This is a genomic window from Sphingobacterium ginsenosidimutans (genome assembly GCF_039536865.1).
GTDB classification, from domain to species: Bacteria; Bacteroidota; Bacteroidia; order Sphingobacteriales; family Sphingobacteriaceae; genus Sphingobacterium; species Sphingobacterium detergens.
Genome location: NZ_BAAAZK010000002.1, coordinates 705,070 through 726,260 on the forward strand (window position 1 = coordinate 705,070; position 21,191 = coordinate 726,260).

The window sequence follows — 21,191 nt, forward strand, 5'->3', positions numbered from 1 at the left end:
TAAAGAATTAAAAACTTGCCGAAAGACCAAAAGCAAAAGATTTGCTAATCGGTTGGGCATAATAGTCACCATAGGTTTCTGGATCAAAATATCCATCGTAATTCGCTCCGAAAACAAACAGGTTCCGTCCTTCTACATTCACGCGTAGATTGCTTGCCCCGATCTTCTTACTTAGTGCCGCTGGTAATGTATATCCCAGACGAATGCTATTAATACGGACATAACTCATTTTCTTGGCCCAGATATCATACTGATTAAATGAATTGATTGGGTCATTGCTTTCCATCCAGCCATAGGCCATCCAACGCTCATTTAATTCCGAACTGATACTTCCCAATGCCGGCAACGCTTTATTTCCTTGCAAAGCCATCAACAGATCTTTGGTATAATTCTGTCCACGGTCTACTTTTGCAGGATTGTATGTTGGTGTACGGCTTACCCAACGCTCTAAATTAAACACAGCTGAAATCGCCAAGTCGAAATTCGCATAGCGGAAACGATTAGTCATACCGCCAATAAACTTCGGATCCTTACTACCTTTATATTTAAATTTTGAACGATATTCTGCAGCAGTCATGTCTGTTTGCGAAGTATACCCCGGTAAAAAATCTGCCCAAGGATCATATAAACCATAGAAATCCTCGAAACTCGAAACCGATCCATCTAGATTTCTAAATTGCATTACACCATCTTTATCCAGCCCAGCGGTTTCCAGAACATATAAACCATTAATCGGACGGCCTTCCTGCGTCTCTGGCGCATAGGCTTTCGGGTTATTCACGACTTTCAATAATTTATTGTTATTGTGTGCAATATTAAAATCCGTAGACCAGGAGAATTTTTCTGTTTGGATCTGGCGGCTCGATATTGTCAACTCGACCCCCTGATTTCGAGCAGACGCCCAGTTGACCTGCACATTCTGAAAACCATTTTCCAACGGCAATGCACTGTAGCTGATTAAATCCGTGCTCTTTCGGTTGTAATAATCAACGGTAATATTCAGTCTATTTTTCCATAAGCCCAAGTCAATCCCCGCATTGTAAGATTGCGTGCGTTCCCAGCGTAATTTATCATTTGCGGGCATATCCACAACCACAGTCCCTTCTGTACTTCCCGGAAGAAGATTTGTATTACCATATTTTCCAACAATGAAAGGATAAGTATTCCGGTCCACATTTCCTTGAATACCATAAGAAGCACGTACACGGAGATCAGACAAAGCTGTTTTACCTTTGATAAACTCTTCCTCCAGCACATTCCAGGATCCAGATAAAGACCAAATCGGCAAGAAGCGATATTGCGGATCTACGCCAAACATATTTGATCCGTCATACCGGATACTACCATACACGTTATACTTACGATCCAATGTATAGGTTGCATTTCCGTAGAATGAAGCATACGAATTCTCGATAAATCCCTTGCTATACTGACGAAATCGTGGATCATTTTGATAATTACTATTTGGAAAATCAATATTCTGTGTGGTCAAAGTCGCTGGGTTATACCCAAAGCCTTTAGTAGTCACAATCTTATTCGTACTACGTCTTAACTCAGTTCCTCCCATGACTTCAAGCTCGTGTCTATCCTGCCAGCTTTTAGTATACTTGAGGTACGTTTTCCAGTTGTACTGGAAAATACTGTTATGCGTATTTTCAATCGTTCCTCCTGTTGGTAAGAAGTATTTATATGTTTTGCTCGTAGTATCATAATACCGTGTTGCTGCACGGAATTTGCGGGTATTATAGCTTTCTTGATCTGCAAATTTTTCAGTGGCATTTTCATCAAACTGCAGTCCGAATTCAGTACGCAATGATAATTGTGGTACAATTGCATATTCCAGATAACTGATAGCCTTAAACGCCTTATTGGTCAGGGAGTATTTCGTATTTTCACGTTCCTCTATCGCATTGAATGGAATATAGGTATCTTTTTCAAAGCCCTCAATATCCGGATCATAGTTATACTTGCCAGACTGGTCATAAACAGATAGATAAGGATTTACCGAACGGACATAGTAACTTGGGTTGGTGAAAGCATCCCTATCCTGTATCGGATTCTGTCTGTTCGATACCGACCCCAAGAGATTAATCCCTGCTTTAAACCGATCGTTGATATTGAAATCATTATTTAGCGTCAATGAGTAACGACGTAGATCAACAGCTTTTGTTGCTCCTTTTTCATCGTAAAATCCACTGGACAAATAATAACGATGTCCATCATTTCCACCAGAAATCGAAGCCGAGTACTGTTGATTGAGTGCTTGACGATAGAGTTCTTTTCCCCAGTCCGTTTGCTGCGTACGCAGCTGATTTATGGATTGCTGTACATCCGGAGATAATGCAGCCAGTCCACCGGAACGGTAAGCATCCAAGGCATTCGCATTACTCAATATGCGCATAATAGCTCCTTTATCTGAGCGGTAATTTAAGTCGGTACGATTAGCCATTAATAGCTCAAAATCCACTTTTTCATTGGCGTTCATCATATCGAGCTGCGCATAGTCGGGACGTTCGGTCACAAAGGTATTCGCTGAGACCTGCAATTTCGCCGGGCCGGATTTACCTCTTTTTGTTGTGATCACAATAACGCCGTTAGCAGCACGTGCACCATAAATCGAAGTTGCTGCCGCATCTTTTAATACCGTGATATCTGCAATATCATCCGGATTGATTCCTGCGATTGGAAGATTATTCAGACTATTCAGGTTATCCTTATCAATCCGATTCGGCAATTCTGTTCCTTCTATAGGTAATCCATCAATAACCCACAATGGGTCCTGTGTACCATTGAGTGATACTGTACCGCGGATACGGATCTGTGGTGCACTATTTGGACCACCATTAAAATTGCTCAACTGTAAACCTGCTACCTGACCAGCAAGCATTTCATCAATAGATGCAACGCCTGTCTGTTTGATATCAGCTACATTGATTTTATTATATGCTGTTGTATTTTTACGTTTTTTGATGTCGGTATACCCTGTTACGATTACTTCATCCAGTGATTCACCACTCGGTTGTAGCAAAATCGTTCTGTGATCCTGAAATACTGGAACCTGAATACGTTGGTATCCCACATAACTAATGGTGACGTATTTTAAGTTTCCAGGAACTTTTAGGCGAAATTCGCCCGAAGCATCAGTCAATGATCCCAATGCAGATTGTTGTACCTGATTGGGTACGCCAATGTCTTCCGCTACTGCCGAACTTTCGACAACAACCGTCGCCCCCACGACTGGCTTTAATGTGACCGCATCCAGTACCTTTCCTTTCAGCTCCTTGGATTCCTGTGCATGCGCCATTTGCACACACATAAAGGTCAGCGGTATTAAAAACTTATTCATTTTGGTAGATGTTGATATAATAGATGTTAATATATTAGTTCAATTCCAGTGTATTTGCAATACGCAATTGCAGATCCATATAATGTGCCTTTGTTGTGGCATCTCCTGTCCGTTGTTTCTGTTTCAACAATTGGTAAATCTCATACAGTTCAGCACGTTTATAGGTCAGCATATCCGATGTACGGATCATTCCTGTGACATGTACATTACGTAAACCTGTTTGAGCAGAAGCTGCATGATGCGGATGCAAGCACAGATTAGGTTGAGTTCCCTCAATCAATTGTTCGACACCAGCTAATTTCTTGGCATTTAATTTCTCCATGGACTTATTCGTAGAGACCATCAGTACATCTACGTAATTCTGTTGCAACATGCGTGTTTTAAGATCCAATGCCTGCCCACTGACCGTTTTTGCGAAAATCTCTTTACGTACCGAGGCCAAAAATGCAGGAGCACTCCATGCATTCTTGTCGCCAAAGAGGTTTTCCATTTCGACCATACGCAATAGACGCTCATCGTTGACCAATTTGTAAAGCATGGCATACTGAAATTCGCGCTGCAGATTATAAGGTGCATATTCAAACGGTCCCATAGGTGAATCTCTTAAAGGGAAAGTTTTCGCCATCAACTCCGGAACAAATAACCACTCCGGCATATAGAACACATTTTTCTTTAAATATTCCAGTGCAGCTACCTGCTTCTCTTTAGGTACTGGACTATATGCATTTTTTTGGTCGCCCAAAACAGCATTTTCAAGATAAATACCACCAATATTATTGAGCACATGGTCAGCGTAAGCATACCATTGACCAACGACGCCCATATATAATTTACCGGCACGATAATAGTCATCCCCCGTATTCGTGGTCCAGTTGATGATATTTGGCATCATGCGACGTAAATTTTTCATCCCATATTCACCGGCTTTCATTGCATCGTCACCAAGATCTTCGGACTGTGCCCGTGGGTCGACAATATTTTTGGAATCTTGTTGTTCACCGTAATGATATATCGGGTCATGCACATGGGCATCAATTTCTTTACGCAACAACGGTATTTCATCCCAAGGCTGTGTTTTGCCATACCAACGGTAAGCCCATCCGATAGCATATTTGTCATAAGTTCCGATCACGGGTGTAATCTGTTCAACACCATCTTCAGGCTGCGCCACGTAGTTGAAGCGCGCATAATCCATAATCGATGGTGCCGTACCGCCCATTTTTGCGGTAAAGCTTTTACTACGAAGTGAATCTACCGGAAAACTTGCCGACGAACCCATATTGTGCATTAACCCTAAGGTATGTCCAATCTCATGTGAAGAAACAAAACGAATGGCATGAGCCATTTTTTCATCCGAGAATACATTCGATCGCACCGAAGTATCGACGATACCTGTTTGTATCCGCATCCAGCTATTTAGGATCGTCATCACGTTATGCCACCAGATAACATCCGCCTCCAAAATTTCTCCGGAGCGTGGATCCACTACAGATGGCCCCATCGCATTGGCCTGCGCTGACGCTGCGTATACAATAGACGATACATTTGCATCATCTGGATCAAATTTGATACTATCCGGTTGCTGTTTTGCCAAAATCGCATTCTTAAAACCAGCTGCTTCAAAGGCTTCCTGCCAATCGTGAACCCCATCAATGATGGCTTGTCGCCATTGTTTTGGTGTGGCCGGATCCAGATAAAAAACAATAGGTTTCTTTGGTTCTACCAATTCACCTTTCAGGTAACGAGCTTTGTCCTCATCTTTCGGTTCAAGCCTCCAGCGGTTAACCAGATTTTTTTTATCCAGTTCCTGTTGCTTATCGTTAAAGTACCAACGTGGCGATGTAAAAAAGCCAATACGGGGATCCGCAAAACGCGCCACCATCGGCGTTTCAGGCAGTTCATAAAGGTTACTTGTAACCTCTAATGAAACCGGCACCGATTCATTTCCTTCCGTTACTTTTGTTGACAGGACCGATTTCACAACGATATTATTGGAATACGATTTAATTTCTTCGATGGTCGATATACTGGTTTTAGGAGAAGTACCTAAGCCCAAAGAAGTGAAAACATCCGTAAAGCTCTTTTCCGATCCGTCAAACACTTTATTGACTTTGATCACCACGGCACTGGAGTCTTTTGAATAACTTTCGACTTTAAATGATTCGATGTAAGAAGGGCGATAATTATCGTAGACCGATGCGGCAATCGCATCAGCTTTAGGCACTTCTACCTGAGGTTTAATCTCCGAAACCCATACTTCTTTCTTCTCTTTGCGCAGGGTAAATCGAATGACCTTATTTTCATAATTCATTCCCTTATTTACACCAGCTTCATTCAACGCCAATGGAACGGAAGACAATTTTTGGATCAGGAGAATATCCTGTCCCATTTTTTTCAATGGAATTTCAAAGTAATAATTATTTTCTTTTCGGATCACACCAAACATACCGCTATCCACGCGCGCGTCTTTAAACAGTTTGTCATAGGCAATCGTCGTATCTTTCTTGGCGGTAGAATCTTTCGCAGAGGTAACAGTCTCTTTTTTTCGTAAACCTACAGTTTGCAATACAGAACAAGATTGCATGAGGCCTGCCGAAAACAAGAGGCTAAGGGCTAGCTTGGTATAAGTGTTGTTCATTTAGAATAATTATTTCTGAGTGCTGTTTTTCAATAGCATACATGCATTTGTTGCACCCGGTTTGTTTTTCAATGGCATTGTAGTGATCATCTACTCCTGATAGCTCTCTTGTCAAGCGCTATTGAGCTGAAGATCATTTCATCCGAATAAGATTAGGTTAATCTTGCAATTAAATTCCTAGATCAGAAGCCAAATTTGTTAAAAATATTGTACAGAATCACCACGAAAGGGACGAGCCCGTATTTCTAACGTATGAACACGCGCATCGAAACTATGAACACGTGCTCAACAGACTTATCTTTACGCTATTTTAATGATCTAGCAAGGGTAAGTTGACAAAAAAGCGACCTTCTTCTGTTCCAAAGTCAAAACCATCCAACGTATAGTGGGCATACATAGATACCAAGTAATTAAGCCCATATCCTTCACCTTCCACCTCTGTCCCCTGTCGTGGCTGCCAATTGTTGCTTACTTTGATGATATTGGCGTCTGATAGATAAACAATATGGATCTCAAGTGGATTTTCCGTCGAAATCCGTGTATGTTTGATCGCATTTTCCACCAGCATCTGCAAGGCCAACCGTGGTAGCTTCGCTCCCATCACATCCATTGGAATGGAGATCTCCATATCCTTCAACGCTGTTCCAAAACGCACCTGCTGCAAAAAGAAATAAGCTTTTGCCAGTTCCAGTTCTTCTTGTAGCGAAGACCAGTCCGACTCGTCCGTACGCAGCATTTTACGATAGACCTTGGTCATCTTGCCAACGAATGACTTGGCCAGATCATTATCCTTACCGATCAGATATTGAAGTGAACCAAACGTATTGAACAAAAAATGTGGATTGATCTGTTGCCGCAATTGAACCAGACGCATCTGCGTATATTCATTTTCCTGCTGCAAAGCCATTAATTTGAGTTGCTGAATTTTGCGCCGCTCAAGCACATTAAAATAGATAAGTGCTATTGCTACAAGCATCAAACCAACTCCAAGTAAAATACTATAAGTCATCACCTCCTGGACTTCCTCCTCAATAGTCAACAACAAGACGCTTACCCGAATTTCACCACCCACAAAAATAATGGGACAGGGGTAGGAAGTAACCATCACATCCAACTTTAGGTAATCCGACTTGACGATCTTTCCCTGTGTAATAATATTACTATCCTTTGGGCGCCCCCATTTTCGGCTTTCAGGTGAAACAATGCAGATCCCTTTATCGCTATATATTTCAAAATAAGCTCTTCTTCCAAAATAGAGATTGGCGAAATAAGCATTTAATTTTTCAATATCGACATAGACATGGTATAAGCGATGTTGTATTGTACGGGTTTTAAGCAGTATCCACATCTTATTGTCGACACGATCCAAGTGACTGGCCGGAACGAGGATAAGTAGGGAATCACGGCGGATATCCCCCGATGGTAGGGCATCAACCAATCTTTTCTCAGACGTATATAGCTCCTGTTGTAACAATTCCAGCTGCTTATTCACCAGCAACATATTTTCATCGGCAAAATCTACCAATATTCTTTTATTCAGTCGATCTATTTTATGGTGGATAATACCGAGCAGTCCCCCACCTATCAACAGCAACAAAAGCAAACAGAAAATCAGGATGGTACTATTTTTCTGTTCCGCATTTTTAAATCGAAAATTCACCCTGCAAAAATACAGGAAAATTTTCGAGCAATACAAAACTACCTGATAAGAAAGGACTTTGCCCACTCATTTGTCAATAAAAAACCACATATTTCTTTAGTAGTATCAAAATAAATCAGTCAATCAATGGACTTTAGCAATAATTTTCGGACTTTTGTAGCCACAAAAAAACAACACTGTGTCAAAAGCAACATTTCTAAAGCTTGCCAAACGAATCTCTATCGGGTTAGTAAGCTTCATAACACTATTCATTCTTTGTATATTATCCATTCCCTACATCTTCGAAAAAGAAGTAAACGACAAAGTTAAGTCGCTAGCAAACGAGCATATCAATGGGGAGCTCAACTATACAAAGGTCAGATTGACCTTCTTTGATCAATTCCCGCTATTGACTGCGTCAATGGATGATGTGTTGTTAAAGGGCTCGGAACCATTCAAAAAAGACACCCTGCTTGCAGCCAAACAGGTAAGCTTTGGGATTGACCTCATGAGCCTACTCAAATCAAAAATCATTATTGACAAGTTTATCGTTAACCAGGGGAAGATCAATATTCTGGTTGATTCCTTAGGTAACGCCAACTACAACATATACAAGTCTACACCAACGGATTCCACAAAGACAAAGGATAATTCCGAGAGTAGCGCATTGGCCTTTCAACTGATTAAATTTGAAAAGACCAATCTGCATTACGAAGACCAATCTATTCCACTGTGGATTGATGCAAAAGATCTGGACTACGAGGGTAAAGGTGATCTGATGTCGAATATCTTTGATTTGAATACCAGAGCCAAGATTGCTGCTTTTTCTTTTTCTTTTGACAATGAACTCTATGTCGACAAAAAATCAATTGATGCCAACTTATTGACACGCATCAATACCGATAATTTATCATTCATATTCGAACGAAACGACATAAAAATAAACCAGCTACCAGTTCGGTTTCGAGGATTATTATCTTTTATATCGCACGGTTACCACCTGGATTTCAAGTTAAAATCCCAGGAGAGCACCCTGAGTGAATTGCTGTCTCTAGTTCCCAATAGTTACGCATCATGGATAAAAGATCTATCCGTCAAAGGCACTTCCGAAGTATTTGTGAATTTAATTGGCGACTATATTGTTGACAATAATGAGATGCCTGATTTATCCCTGGGACTAACCATCAACAACGGATATATGGCCTATAAACAATCCAATAATCCATTGACAGACTGGAACGCAAAATTAAAGATTGATCTTCCGGCATTAAATCCTGACTCGCTCCAGATTGACCTGAAACAATTTGACTTTAAAGTCGCATCAGGTTACTTCAACGCAAAAGGACAAATCGCAGGACTGCATCCAGTGACTGTACATGCGGATATGAAAAGCGACCTCGACCTGGGCATATTATATTCTTCACTACAATTCCCAGGTTTCTCTTTTGGCGGACGATGGAATCTTGATGCAAAAATCAACGGAACCTATGCCAAAGCAACCCGCAAAGTTGGTCTTCAAAAACGCGAGCAGGAGTATATCGCTTCCATACCGACATTTGATATCAAAAACACCCTCACAGACGGCCATTTCAAACTAGCTGATCTCCCAAAAGGACTTGACAAGATCGCTTATCGTCTCGAAGCAAAAGATCCGGATGGCAAAATGAAAAGCGCATCCATTTCTATTCACGACATCTCGATTCAAGCACTCAGCAATTATATTAAAGGTTATGTTTCCATAACAGATTTCAATAAAATTGCGGTACAGTCTGATCTCAAAGCCTTATTCAATTTGGCCGATATCAAAAGCTTCTATCCAATCAAAGATATCGAACTGGCAGGGCTGATCGATGTAAACCTCAATGCAAAAGGTTATGTTGATCTTAAACGGAATATTTTTCCGGAAACCAATACTTCCATTGTGATGAAAGATGGGTTTATCAAATCCAAGGAGTATCCTATTCCCATGGAAAATATACATGTTGAAGCCTTCGTGAATAGTGAGAAGGGATCTTTACGTGATTTGAGCGTCAAGATACTACCCGTTTCATTTACCTTCGCGGGGGAACCATTTTTCCTAAATGCAGATCTGCGCAATTTCAATAACATCAACTATAGCATTCAATCTAAAGGAAAACTCAACCTCGGTCCTATCTATAAGTTTTTCGCTTTGGACGGAACCAATGTTGATGGCTTTATCCATACAGATTTCAGTCTCAAAGGTCTTCAGAGCGATGCCACCGGCGGCCGTTATGCCAGACTCCATAATAGTGGACGCATCAACATCGGCAAGATCCAAGTACAGACAGATCTACTCCCTCAACCTATTGCAATCAAAAGTGGTGACTTTAGCTTCCATCAGGAGAAAATGAACTTTGACAGATTTCTGGTCAACTACGGCAGAAATTCGATCTCCGTAAAAGGTTACATGAATAATATCATCAATTATCTGACAAATAGCAACGCCGCTTTACAAGGACAGTTCACACTCAACAGTAAAAAAATCACCGTTGATGATTTCATGGTTTTCGCGAATAATCCTTCAGCAGCATCCTCTTCTTCTGAGACAGGTGTGGTCCTTTTGCCCAAAAATCTTGATGTTCAGGTGCTAGGTTTAGTCAACAATGTTTCTTACAACAACATGAACATCAGAGATTTCAAGGGAGATCTACAGATCAAAGAAGGCAAACTGGCGCTCAACAATACCACTTTTGAACTAGCGGGATTAAAAGCAGCTATGAATGGAAATTATAGACCAATAAATCCCCGCAGAGCTGCATTCGACTACGCCGTAAAAGCAGACAGCTTTGATATTCAACGTGCCTATAAAGAAATACCAATGTTTAGAGAGATGGTGACTGCTGCCAAAAACGCACATGGCCTTGTATCACTGGATTATAAATTAGGCGGTTTATTAAATGGTAATATGCAGCCTGTGATGCCTTCCATTGTCGGTGAGGGTAGCCTGACCTTGAACCAGATTAAATTCAGAGGTTTCAAATTATTGAATGGCATTAGCGAATCCACCTCAAAAGAAAAATTGAAAGACGGTGAAGTGAAAAAAGTGGTCATCAAATCGCATATCAAGAACAATGTCATGACCATCCAACGTACCAAAATGAAGATGATGGGATTCAGACCACGATTTGAAGGCCAGGTTACGCTTGATGGACGGATGAATCTCGGGTTCAGACTTGGACTGCCACCATTTGGAATCTTCGGAATCCCGATGCGTATCACTGGTACCGCCGATAATTTTCAACTTAAAATGGGAAAATACAAAGAGGAGGACCTCGACATGGACATGGACGATGAGGATAGCCAAGTATACAAAGAATCCCAAAAAGAAAAAACAGAGGCTGCAAAATAAGTTGGGCTTCGGTTGGAATACTAAAACCCATAAAATAAAGACTATAAATAAAAAGACAACAAACGTAATACAGATTTAATATTACGTTTATCCAAATAATAGTTGAATCATTTAGTTTCGCAATTAGCATACAAACTATTTGCTATTCGGATTGTATACGATTACATAAACCTACAACGATGATTCAAAGACAAACACTTGGATTGATTTTTATGCTTGCAGTGGCGAGCGTCAGCTGTCAGAAAAATGAAATAGCTCCAGCGCCCATAGAAACTGAAACAGCTTCGAAACTTAAAGCGAGCACAACTGCTGCAGCTGTCAGTGTCAACAATTATGTCAATACCAGTACCTATATCAATTCAGGATTCAGTTTTCTAAATCCTTCCCAAGTAAACAAAAACCGTCAGGCCATTGGCGGGAGTGCTTACACCGAGGTATATGGCTTCAATATTCCCGAAGAAAATCGGGTTCGGGGTATCCGGTGGAATAGTGATGATGAAACCACGGCCATCTGGCGGCCACAGGGTATTGCCGGATTCACAAAAGATGGAGTCCGTTATCTTTTGGTCAGCTGGTATGCTCGGAATAATGCTGAGCACAAAGGTTCCCGCATTACCCTGATCGACATTAGCCCAAGTTCGAGTACCTATCTGACCTACCGCCATATCCTTCTGGTTCAACCCGATATTCCTAGCGGAACGACAAGCCATACACAATATGGCACTTATGCTCCACTTAAAGTACATGCTGGTGGAATCGCCTACTTCAAAGGAAAAATCTACCTGAGTAGCACAAATCTAGGCGTCAGGGTGTTCGATCTTGATAAAATTATTGAAGTAAGCACGGGTGATGATACTAGCGAGAAATGCGGAAAAGATGCCAATGGCAATTTATATGCATTCAACTATCGGTATATATTACCACAAATAGGATATCAAAAGATCAATAATGCCAGTCCCTTTTCAACTATTCAAGTCAATGATGAAGGAACCCAATTTTGGACAGGGCAATACTATGCCGGCAGTGCTGATGCCGCAATCGTACCCCAAGTTTTTGGCTTTCCCATTGATGCAGATGGTAAACTCCAAAACTCAGGTATTGTTACAGTTACACCAAAAAACAGTCTATTTACTGATAACCATGCCCATGGAATCCAAGGTGTATTCCGAAAAGGAAACCGGACATGGCTATCCTGCACAGGATCTCCGAGCAATTCCTACGGATCCAATGCAAGATTGGCACGCTACAGCGATGGCGCAGATAACACCGTCCGTTACAGATGGCCCTATGGTGCCGAATCCCTATATTATGAAGCAACTTATGGTTATCTCTGGAGTCTGACCGAATTCGAACCCAATGCCGGGGCACAGAATGGCAGTCAAGTCAATCGCTGTATATTTGCCGTAGATTTTTCCAAATATGAATAGTCCTTCTTAACAGGTTGATGAACAAAATATAAATATCGTAATTTAAGAATGTAACGATATTTATTATCTTTAATACTGTATTTAAATCAATCGAAGCTATGCGTTATTTAACAAGTATACTATTTGCATTGTTGGCCATCTGCAGTTGGTCAAGTTTTAACACCGTTCAAAATCAGAAAAATCCATTATATGGAAAAATATTTCGGGAGATTAATGAAATTCCGGGATTGGCCAGCTATGCCCATGCATCAGGTGCAGTAATAGACGCAAGCAAAAGTGCAAGTGGTGACTATCGCTTTGCAGCGGGATATTATACCAGCGATAAAAACGGGATCTGTATTTTAAATGAACTGCTTGACGACAAGGAGAATGGAAAGGGCCAGGTAAAATATAAGATCTTGGATACAATCAATATTCGTAAGCTCAAAGCCAACGAACAACTTAGCCTTTGCAACTGTAGGGTAGGCAACAAATTTGACAGCGAAATCGTTGCTATCAGCGTTGTCGAGGAAGACAAAGAATATTTCAACAAGACCCTCAAAGCTTGGCGATTGAACACCAAGACTGGAAAGATAGATCCAATACAAAATACCAAAACAATCAATTGTGCCAATGAGGGCTATGGTATTTAAGCATAGCTATGGCCTTTAACTTAAATCAGGCCATCTGCTTTCAACCTATCAAAAACATGCAACACACCGATAACCTGAATAGGTTCGCGTAAATAATCTTCATGGGAGAAGTACTTCACTTCTCCTATTTCGTTACTTGGTTGTATCGTTTCCGTAAGTGGATACAGAAAACAATCCTGTTCCATGATCACCTCAGGGATCATACCATAGGCTGGAGCAGTAATATGGCAATAGTACGAAATCTTTTGTGGGTCAAGGTCTATGTTCAATTCCTCTGAAATCTCGCGTCGGAGTGATTGTAATGAATCCTCCCCTGCATCTATTTTACCACCCGGCAGGTACCAAGCTTTTTTATTATTGCTATAGGCCAGTAATATTTTGTTATCCGCTATACTAATTAATCCGGCTGTTGGTAAACCCTTTGTAATTGTCGACATCTGCTTCCGTGTATCTATCTAATTAAAGTATCTGTTGTGAAATTACTTTTTTGACGTCATTAATACAAGAAAAAAGCTAAACTCACCCATTCAAAAGAATATCCCCTCAGACACGGTTCATTAATAGAATACCGCGTTGGAAAGCGACATGCAGTTCTTCACGAATTACAACTGATAGGCAATTTCCTTTATTTGCATAAAAGGCTGCAGTATACAGTTCTTCACTAGCTATCCCATGTGATAAGAACGGTTTTGGAAATAATGGCTATTTTTTTTAAGCAATTTCTTTAAGCTCCTTAAAAAAATCTGTGCATGCTCCATTGTAAAGCTTAACGGTGGCAGTAGCCTTAATGTATAAGCACCGGCATATCCAGTAAAGATCTTCTCGTCAAATAGCAACTCCTGTCGCAGTTGTTGTATATCGGCATCAAACTCTACACCAATCATCAAGCCTTTACCCCTCACCTCAGCCACAGCAGCGATATCCTTCAATTCACTTATTAAAAAACCACCTACTTGCGCCGCATTATCAATCAGCTTTTCATCCCGGAGAACCTCCAATACCGCTATTGCAGTGGCGCAGGCCAGATGATTACCGCCAAAGGTCGTCCCCAATTGCCCCATGAGTGGATTGACAGCAGGAGAAATAATAGTCGCAGCCATAGGGAAACCGTTGGCTATTCCCTTCGCTACAGTAACTAGATCCCCCTTTATTCCGGCATACTGGTGTGCGAAGAACTTTCCGGTACGGCCATACCCCGATTGGATTTCATCTAGAATAAGCAAGGTGCCTGTTTTTGTACAGATCGCTCTGACTTCCTGTAGAAATTCATCTGTGGTGACCTGAATTCCGCCTACCCCCTGAATCGGTTCCACAATCACTGCGCAATATGCCTCGGTTTCCAATTGTTTTCTCAAACTGGACAACTCATTGAATGGACTGAAAAAGTAATGACCATTATCATTTACAGCAGCACGGAGGCTCGTATTATCAGTCGCTGATACAGCACCGGAGGTTCTGCCATGAAAGGCATTAGATAAGGATAAGACCTTTTTTCTCCCTGTAAAAAACGAGGCTAGTTTCAAGGCATTTTCATTTGCTTCAGCACCTGAATTCGAAAAAAACACCGCATAGTCGGTGTATCCGCTCATCAGGCCCAATTGATGTGCCAGTTGATGCTGCAAGTCATTGTATATCGTATTCGAATAGAAGCCAATCTTGCCCAACTGTTGCAAGGTACTATCGACAACATGCGGATGTGTATGCCCCACAGCGACAACAGCATGCCCGCCATACATATCCAAATAGGCCTCGTGCTGATGGTCATATACGAAACAGCCAGCCGCACGTTCAATTTGGATATCCAATTTTTCAAATACAGGAAATGGTTTCATCAAATGGTCAAGATTTAGTTAAACCCAAAAATCAGATTAAATCTTTCCTTGTAGGTAGTCCAGGATCAATTTAAAGCAAATAGTCCAGTTACTACCACCAGAAGTAAACAGCTCATCTCAAACCCAATACCCGAACAACAAGTGCGATCGAATCATCGTAAAGGGTTTCAATCCAAAAGAACAATTGTATCTTTGGGTGAATTACCGAATAAAATTGACCCATGCTCAGACCCTGGAATTTGACGATGGAGATAGACCGATCTTCCACCAAGGCGATATATTTACAACTGGCAGATAGTATTGCCGCTGATATACAGTCAGGCAGACTGGCTTGTGGCACAGCCTTACCGAGCAGCAGGGCCCTCGCTACACAGTTGAAGCTAAACCGTAATACGGTTGTTGAAGCTATCCAACAGCTCCTAAGCGAAGGATGGGTCGTGAGTCAACAGCGGCGTGGGATTTTTGTGGCCCAACAGCTCCCGTCTTTGCTTTCCAAAGCTGAAAGTTCCACCAAAAGCCCCCCTCTATCCACTCTTCAGACACCGTTGCGCATTATTTTCGATGATGGTAATCCAGACAGCAAGATTGCTCCGATCGACCAGCTCGGACGCGCTTATCGGCAAATTTTCAAGCGGAGTGCCCGATGGAAGATGATGGGCTACGCCGACCCAAGGGGACATATTGATTTTAGGCAAGCCATAGCCGACATGCTCAACCAGGAACGCAATATGAATATTACCCTGGACAATCTATGTATCAGTAGAGGGAGCCAAATGGCCATGTATCTTATTGCACAATGTCTACTGGAGAAGGACGACTATATTTTTGTAGAGTCTCCTGGCTATCACGCTGCCTGGAAGATATTCGAGCATACCGGAGCAAAACTTATACAGATCCCTGTTGATACAGAGGGGATCATTGTCGAAGAAATGATCCCCCATCTAAAGGATAAAAAAAATAGCAAAGCTGTATACCTTACACCGCATCGACAATATCCGACAACAGCTACGTTAAGCCCCGCCCGTAGGTCAGAGCTGATTCAATTATCCAATGCATATGGATTCACGATTATCGAGGACGATTATGATTACGAATTTCATTTCGATCACACACCATACCACCCGCTGGCCTCGGCTGCTGAATTGCAACATTCGATCTACATCGGAACATTGAGCAAAGTCGTAGCCCCTGCACTTCGTATAGGCTATCTTGTCAGCAAAAATGAACATTTATTGCAAGCTATTGCTCAACTACGTTACCTCATCGATATACAAGGCGATAATATCATGGAGCAGGCTGTTTTGGAACTTATTCAGGACGGCACCGTAAGAAGACATATCCGCAAAGCAACCAACTATTACCGAGGCAAGCGTGACTTTATGGTCAAGCAACTGGATCTCCATTTATCAGAGCATGTAAGTTACCATTGTCCGCAAGGTGGACTAGCCGTCTGGCTGGCGTTCAAACATCAGGTAGACTGGACATTGCTCTTCAAAAAGCTGAAAGAAAAATCCATTCATATTCCCCATCCCGACAACTATCATAAAGACGATAGTTACGGTGGCTTGCGTCTAGGTTATGGATCCATTTCCGAAGAGCTGATCGAAGAGGGAATCAGGGGCTTGGCGGAGCTGCTCAAACTTGCCCGGATTTCTGGATAAGTGCGCTAATACGCTAAAAATTGCTAGACCGTTTTGATCTTTTGAAAAGATTAAAAAGATTAAAATTTCGACAAATACAGCACCAACAGCATATAATTTCGCTTGATCAAGACCGATTAAAAGAATAGTATAGGATAAAAGTTAAAAACGGTTAATTTTATTCAAAAACGTAATTATTTTGTCAAAAACCTATCTTTTCAGCCTTTAGTTGTACAAATTAACCGTAGTTTTACGGCGCAAAATCTCAACTTGACTAATTTGTAAGATTTGGCTGTAGAAAAAGAGAGAAAAGAGTACATTATTTTATGACTGAAAGAATACCGAGCAGGCCGTATGCAGCAATAACTGGGGTTGGTGGATATATCCCACCAAACAGAAGATCCAATACCGATTTAGAGCAGTTTTGCGAGACCTCCGATGAATGGATTATCAAACGTACGGGAATTAAGGAGCGAAGGATATTGGATGAAAATCTTGCCACATCGGACATGGCCGTCAAAGCCATTCAGGATCTAGCAAAACAATATAATAAAGATTTGCGGGATGTAGATGCGCTTATCGTAGCAACATCTACACCAGATATGCCTATGCCAGCAACGGCCAATATTATTCTCGAAAAATTGGGGCTGACCAATGTATGGGCATTTGATGTCAATGCCGCTTGTTCAGGTTTCCTTTATGCGTTGGATATGGCTTCGTCGCTCGTGGAGACACAACGTTACAAAAATGTGCTTGTTGTCGGCGCAGATAACATCAGTACTTATGTCGATCTAAAAGACCGTTCTACTAATATTCTATTCGGAGATGGCGCTGGCGTAATTTGGCTTGAACCTTCAATTGAGGGTGGTGTTATGGATGCCTACCTGCGTAGCAATGGTGCTGGACGTGAATTTTTGAAGATCGAAGCCGGTGGTTCCCTCTACCCGATCGACAGCAACCTACCCGTAAATGACAACCGTTTTCTCAAACAAGATGGCAAAACAGTCTTCAAACATGCTGTTCAATCGATGAGTGATGCCTGCAATACTGTTTTACAGCGCAACAACTTAAAAATTGAAGATATCAACTGGTTAATTCCACATCAAGCCAACCAACGTATCATCGATGCGGTTGGTCGTAGTCTCAATATTCCTGAAGATAGAGCACTTAGTAATATCGAATATCTAGGTAATACCATAGCAGCGACAATCCCTTTGTGTATCTGGCAGAATATTAAAAAACTGAATACTGGAGACTTAGTGATGCTTACTGCTTTTGGGGCAGGATTCTCTTGGGGAGCAAGTCTATTTAAATGGATGATTTAAACCATCAAAACCCGCTCTGTTTAAAGAACCGGAACAACATAAAGAAAGCGCCAGAAACAAACAATTTCTGGCGCTTTTTGTTTATATTTTTTTCGGCGAGATAGATTCTATCTATCACGTTAAATAGCAGCTCTTCTTATTTATTTGTACCAGTAATGACAATGTTATCCAAACGTAAACCCAAACTATTGGCGCTGGCTGCTCCATAAAACTCAACCGTATTGCTAGCTATGGCAGGAATGTTGCCCACAACCTCCAATGTGTAAAATTTATTTCCGTCAGTAGATCCTACTATCGGCTGATCTGTAACTCCGTATTCAACACCATTAACCTTTACTTTCATGATATTCAAATTGCCGGTATTGGTTCCAGTGATATTTGCAGCAGCATCAAATTTAATCTTCAATTTCGTATAGCCCGAAACAGCAATTCCGGCAATCATGAGTGAAGCATCTTTATTGGCCGGTAACCAGACATGTGCATTTGTCCCCTCGCCATAGGTAGAAATTGTACGTAAGTCTGCTGTACCATAGCTATCTGTAAAACTTAGGGTCTTGTTATCAAAGTTGCTGTATGTCGCTATTTTTGGCCGCGCTGTACTTGATATAGTTCCCGTACCAAAAGTTTCAGTAACAAGCACTTTATCCTCACCTGCTGGCGGATTGACTTCATCGTCCTGACCAACTGTGTAAGAACCAGATGGGACATTATTCCAGTCAGTAATCGTCGCGGTCAACGCAACAGCCTGAGGTGTTGCTGTTCCATCATTTTTCAGTTCGATCGCATAGGTATATTTTTTTCCCTGCTCAAATTTTGTAGCGGTTGGCAGTGTTAATTTGAAAATACCTGTAGCCAACCTAAAGGTCACTACTTTACCTGAGGCATCTTCAACCGGCAAAACAATCGCTTCAGAAATTAAAGCATTATTGACGGTACCGGTTTTTGCAACAATGTCACCTACCTCGGTCTGTGTTCCCAACGTGCCTGTGGCAAGATCAAAATTAGCTTTTGTATTTAAACCAGCAATAGTCGCGCTTAAACCTGTCAGATCAGTAATACCAGCACCTGCTTTAATGGTGAACTCGATTTTAGCTAATTGGTGGATAAAGTTTAAGTTAGCGGCTGTACTTGTTTTATTTAGACCTGTAGCGTTGTTGGCATATAATAGATCTATTGCACTCTGATTACTTTGATTGTTGACATCAACTGAATAAATCGTATTTGCAAGATTCTGTCTAAAAGGATAGTAGGCAATAAAATCTACATTGCTCCCATTTTCAGGGTAATATAGCGTCTGATCGGACGAAGAAGCTGCAAATTGTCCGTCTCCTGCCGTATTGTATTTTTTGTTGGCAGCGAGCACATTGCTAAATCCATTACCGGTTTTCATAAAAACACCGATTGCATCATTTGTTTCCCAAACGTCGTTGACGGCCTTGGTTTTGATCTGACCATTGATTGATGATGCAAATTTGATACCTGTAGCGATTTCAGTTCCGGTCCCCGTCGACCCTTCTTTTTTACACGAGCCGAACAGAACAAACAGCATAACAGCTGCTGCAGATAGAATTTTTTTATTTTTCATGTCGTTATTATTTTTCTTATTTATTTCCAGATGTTAGTGTCAATTGTTTCTTTTAGGTTTCCGGCCAATTGGGGAAAGAATGTAAACCCGGTCTCTTTTTCCAAATCACTTACATTGACGCGATAGCTGTTATAGTTGCTGGTCGATGGAATAATCTGGTTATTGATGCGAAATCCGATCGTGTAATAATTATTGCCTTTTTTCATCGCAAGAGCCTTGTAATAATATTTAGGAATGGCTGACCCTTTTAAATAAGTGATATTTTGATCGTTTGCAGAGGTAATCGCTGCTCCGGTCACCACATAAAGCGTGTCACATTGTGCGGTCCAAACCCGTACTTGCTGTTCCAGGTTGTTCCAGATTCCCTGATTCATCGATGAAATCTGGGCCGTCATATTGGAGTAATAGAAGGTGGTCGCATTAAGGTCTCTGCTCGCTGTGCGGTCTCCGCTGGGAATCTGATGACCACGGTCGTAGCCGTTGCCAAAGGAGCTGCTCAAATCAACCTGAAAGCTTGCAGCGATCGACGGATCAAAAGCCCATGCATCAGAACGTCCCGAACCACCGATGTATGAAGTATGCATGGGATAGGCGACCCAATATGCCATTTTATATCTCTTATCGTATAACATGGCATAGTTACGTACATCAGATTTGCCAGGGTAGGGATGTGCCACATATAGGATATTATCGTCGGTTTTTACAAGCGGAGTTTCCATGTAACCATATTTTACCGGCGGATTGACCTCCGTTTCCTGGTCAAGGCTATAACTTCCGGATGGAACCGTATTCCAATTGGTAATCGTTGCATTTAGCGCCACCGCTGTAGCTGTACTACCCGCCCCCTTAAGCTCTATTTCATAACTATATTTTTTACCCTTCTCGAATTTTGTACCCGCAGGTAGAGTCCAGGTGAATGTTTTTGTACCAATGGCAAAAACAACTTTGGTATTGGTCTCATCGGTCGTAGGGATCAATATTGCTTCTGAAACAGCGGTACCAGCAGCAATACTCGTCTTAGTCAAAATTGTAGCTGTTGGGTTCTGAACATTGATGACACCTGCAGATAGATCAAAATCGGCTTTCGATTTTACACCAACGATACTAGTCGTCAGGTTATTCAGATCTGGCACACCCGCTCCGTTCTTAATCGTAATCTGAACTTTAGCTAGCTGATGGGCGAAAATTAAATTAGCAGCTGTGGTTGTTTTGCTCAGACCAATCGCATTAGTCGAATACATCAGATCAATTGCAGCCTGATTACTTTGGTTTTCGATGTCTACAGGATAGCTATTATTGACCAGTTGTTGTTTGAATGGATAATAGGCAACAAAATCTACTGTACTCCCGTTCTCGGGGTAGAAAAGTGTCTGGTCTGTAGCTGCAGCTTTAAATGCACCATCCCCTGTTGTATTGTAATTTTTGTTTGCGGACAGTACATTTGTCAGTCCATCTCCCGTCTTCATAAAAACGCCGATCGCATCATTGGCATCCCACTTACTTTCCGCAGCCTTCGTTTGGATATCGCCATCAATGGATGCGGAAAATTGGGCCGCAATACGATTGTCCTTAACAATTTCCGGCACAATGGTGTTATCCTTTTTACAGGCTGTAGCTAATAGAAAGAGCGCAGCAATCGATGCAACATGTAAATTTCTAATTTTCATTATTTACTTGATTATGTTAAAAATTGACTTTTATTTATGAGGGTTAATGCGAACATTTTGGAGCAATCGTTACTGCTTTAAATTCATAAA

Annotated in this window: 12 protein-coding genes; 5 read left to right on the forward strand and 7 right to left on the reverse strand. The window is 41.5% G+C overall.

The features are described from left to right. Positions 1-7: 7 nt before the first annotated feature. The 3 genes from ABFX33_RS02775 to ABFX33_RS02785 form a co-directional block, all read right to left on the reverse strand. Positions 8-3,346, reverse strand: coding sequence for a SusC/RagA family TonB-linked outer membrane protein (locus ABFX33_RS02775; RefSeq protein ID WP_346084162.1), 3,339 nt, complete (start codon positions 3,344-3,346; stop codon positions 8-10). A gap of 34 nt (positions 3,347-3,380) precedes the next feature. Further along, entirely contained in the window at positions 3,381-5,984 is a 2,604-nt protein-coding gene (locus tag ABFX33_RS02780; protein ID WP_346084164.1) for a zinc-dependent metalloprotease, read from the reverse strand. Positions 5,985-6,294: 310 nt separating this feature from the next. Then, positions 6,295-7,644, reverse strand: coding sequence for a sensor histidine kinase (locus ABFX33_RS02785; RefSeq protein WP_346084165.1), 1,350 nt, complete (start codon positions 7,642-7,644; stop codon positions 6,295-6,297). A gap of 178 nt (positions 7,645-7,822) precedes the next feature. Here ABFX33_RS02785 and ABFX33_RS02790 point away from each other — a divergent pair, with 178 nt between their 5' ends. The 3 genes from ABFX33_RS02790 to ABFX33_RS02800 all read left to right on the forward strand — a co-directional run bounded on the left by ABFX33_RS02790 (position 7,823) and on the right by ABFX33_RS02800 (position 13,052). After that, the gene (locus tag ABFX33_RS02790; protein WP_346084167.1) at positions 7,823-10,993 is read left to right on the forward strand and encodes an AsmA-like C-terminal region-containing protein; all 3,171 of its coding nucleotides are present in this window, start codon (positions 7,823-7,825) and stop codon (positions 10,991-10,993) included. 179 nt (positions 10,994-11,172) lie between these two features. Beyond that, complete coding sequence (locus ABFX33_RS02795; protein WP_346084169.1) at positions 11,173-12,420, forward strand: hypothetical protein; 1,248 nt, start codon at positions 11,173-11,175, stop codon at positions 12,418-12,420. A gap of 98 nt (positions 12,421-12,518) precedes the next feature. After that, on the forward strand, positions 12,519-13,052 hold the full coding sequence (locus ABFX33_RS02800) for a hypothetical protein (RefSeq protein ID WP_257093267.1): 534 nt from the start codon (positions 12,519-12,521) through the stop codon (positions 13,050-13,052). A gap of 20 nt (positions 13,053-13,072) precedes the next feature. On the opposite strand, the gene ABFX33_RS02805 is transcribed toward ABFX33_RS02800, so the two are convergent. Further along, a complete protein-coding gene (locus tag ABFX33_RS02805) occupies positions 13,073-13,489 on the reverse strand; it encodes an NUDIX hydrolase (RefSeq protein WP_120259537.1) in 417 nt (138 codons plus the stop codon). 228 nt (positions 13,490-13,717) lie between these two features. Continuing rightward, positions 13,718-14,884, reverse strand: a complete 1,167-nt coding sequence (locus ABFX33_RS02810; RefSeq protein WP_346084171.1) for an aspartate aminotransferase family protein — start codon at positions 14,882-14,884, stop codon at positions 13,718-13,720. A 221-nt stretch (positions 14,885-15,105) separates the two neighbouring features. On the opposite strand from ABFX33_RS02810, the gene pdxR reads away from it, so the two are divergent. Next, complete coding sequence (gene pdxR / locus ABFX33_RS02815) at positions 15,106-16,545, forward strand: MocR-like pyridoxine biosynthesis transcription factor PdxR (RefSeq protein ID WP_346084172.1); 1,440 nt, start codon at positions 15,106-15,108, stop codon at positions 16,543-16,545. 305 nt (positions 16,546-16,850) lie between these two features. Then, positions 16,851-17,849, forward strand: coding sequence for a beta-ketoacyl-ACP synthase III (locus tag ABFX33_RS02820; protein ID WP_120259534.1), 999 nt, complete (start codon positions 16,851-16,853; stop codon positions 17,847-17,849). Positions 17,850-17,985: 136 nt separating this feature from the next. On the opposite strand, the gene ABFX33_RS02825 is transcribed toward ABFX33_RS02820, so the two are convergent. Next, a complete protein-coding gene (locus ABFX33_RS02825; protein WP_346084174.1) occupies positions 17,986-19,434 on the reverse strand; it encodes a fimbrillin family protein in 1,449 nt (482 codons plus the stop codon). A gap of 20 nt (positions 19,435-19,454) precedes the next feature. After that, positions 19,455-21,101 (reverse strand): fimbrillin family protein, encoded by a 1,647-nt coding sequence (locus ABFX33_RS02830; protein WP_346084176.1) that lies wholly within the window; start codon positions 21,099-21,101, stop codon positions 19,455-19,457. Between the last annotated feature and the right edge of the window lie 90 nt (positions 21,102-21,191).

Bases quoted from the DNA above. Each gene is read 5' to 3' on its own strand.
- ABFX33_RS02795 (WP_346084169.1), top strand. From the start codon at position 11,173: ATGATTCAAAGACAAACACTTGGATTGATTTTTATGCTTGCAGTGGCG.
- ABFX33_RS02805 (WP_120259537.1), bottom strand. From the start codon at position 13,489: ATGTCGACAATTACAAAGGGTTTACCAACAGCCGGATTAATTAGTATA.
- ABFX33_RS02800 (WP_257093267.1), top strand. From the start codon at position 12,519: ATGCGTTATTTAACAAGTATACTATTTGCATTGTTGGCCATCTGCAGT.
- ABFX33_RS02810 (WP_346084171.1), bottom strand. From the start codon at position 14,884: ATGAAACCATTTCCTGTATTTGAAAAATTGGATATCCAAATTGAACGT.
- ABFX33_RS02820 (WP_120259534.1), top strand. From the start codon at position 16,851: ATGACTGAAAGAATACCGAGCAGGCCGTATGCAGCAATAACTGGGGTT.
- ABFX33_RS02775 (WP_346084162.1), bottom strand. From the start codon at position 3,346: ATGAATAAGTTTTTAATACCGCTGACCTTTATGTGTGTGCAAATGGCG.
- ABFX33_RS02830 (WP_346084176.1), bottom strand. From the start codon at position 21,101: ATGAAAATTAGAAATTTACATGTTGCATCGATTGCTGCGCTCTTTCTA.
- ABFX33_RS02825 (WP_346084174.1), bottom strand. From the start codon at position 19,434: ATGAAAAATAAAAAAATTCTATCTGCAGCAGCTGTTATGCTGTTTGTT.
- pdxR (WP_346084172.1), top strand. From the start codon at position 15,106: ATGCTCAGACCCTGGAATTTGACGATGGAGATAGACCGATCTTCCACC.
- ABFX33_RS02780 (WP_346084164.1), bottom strand. From the start codon at position 5,984: ATGAACAACACTTATACCAAGCTAGCCCTTAGCCTCTTGTTTTCGGCA.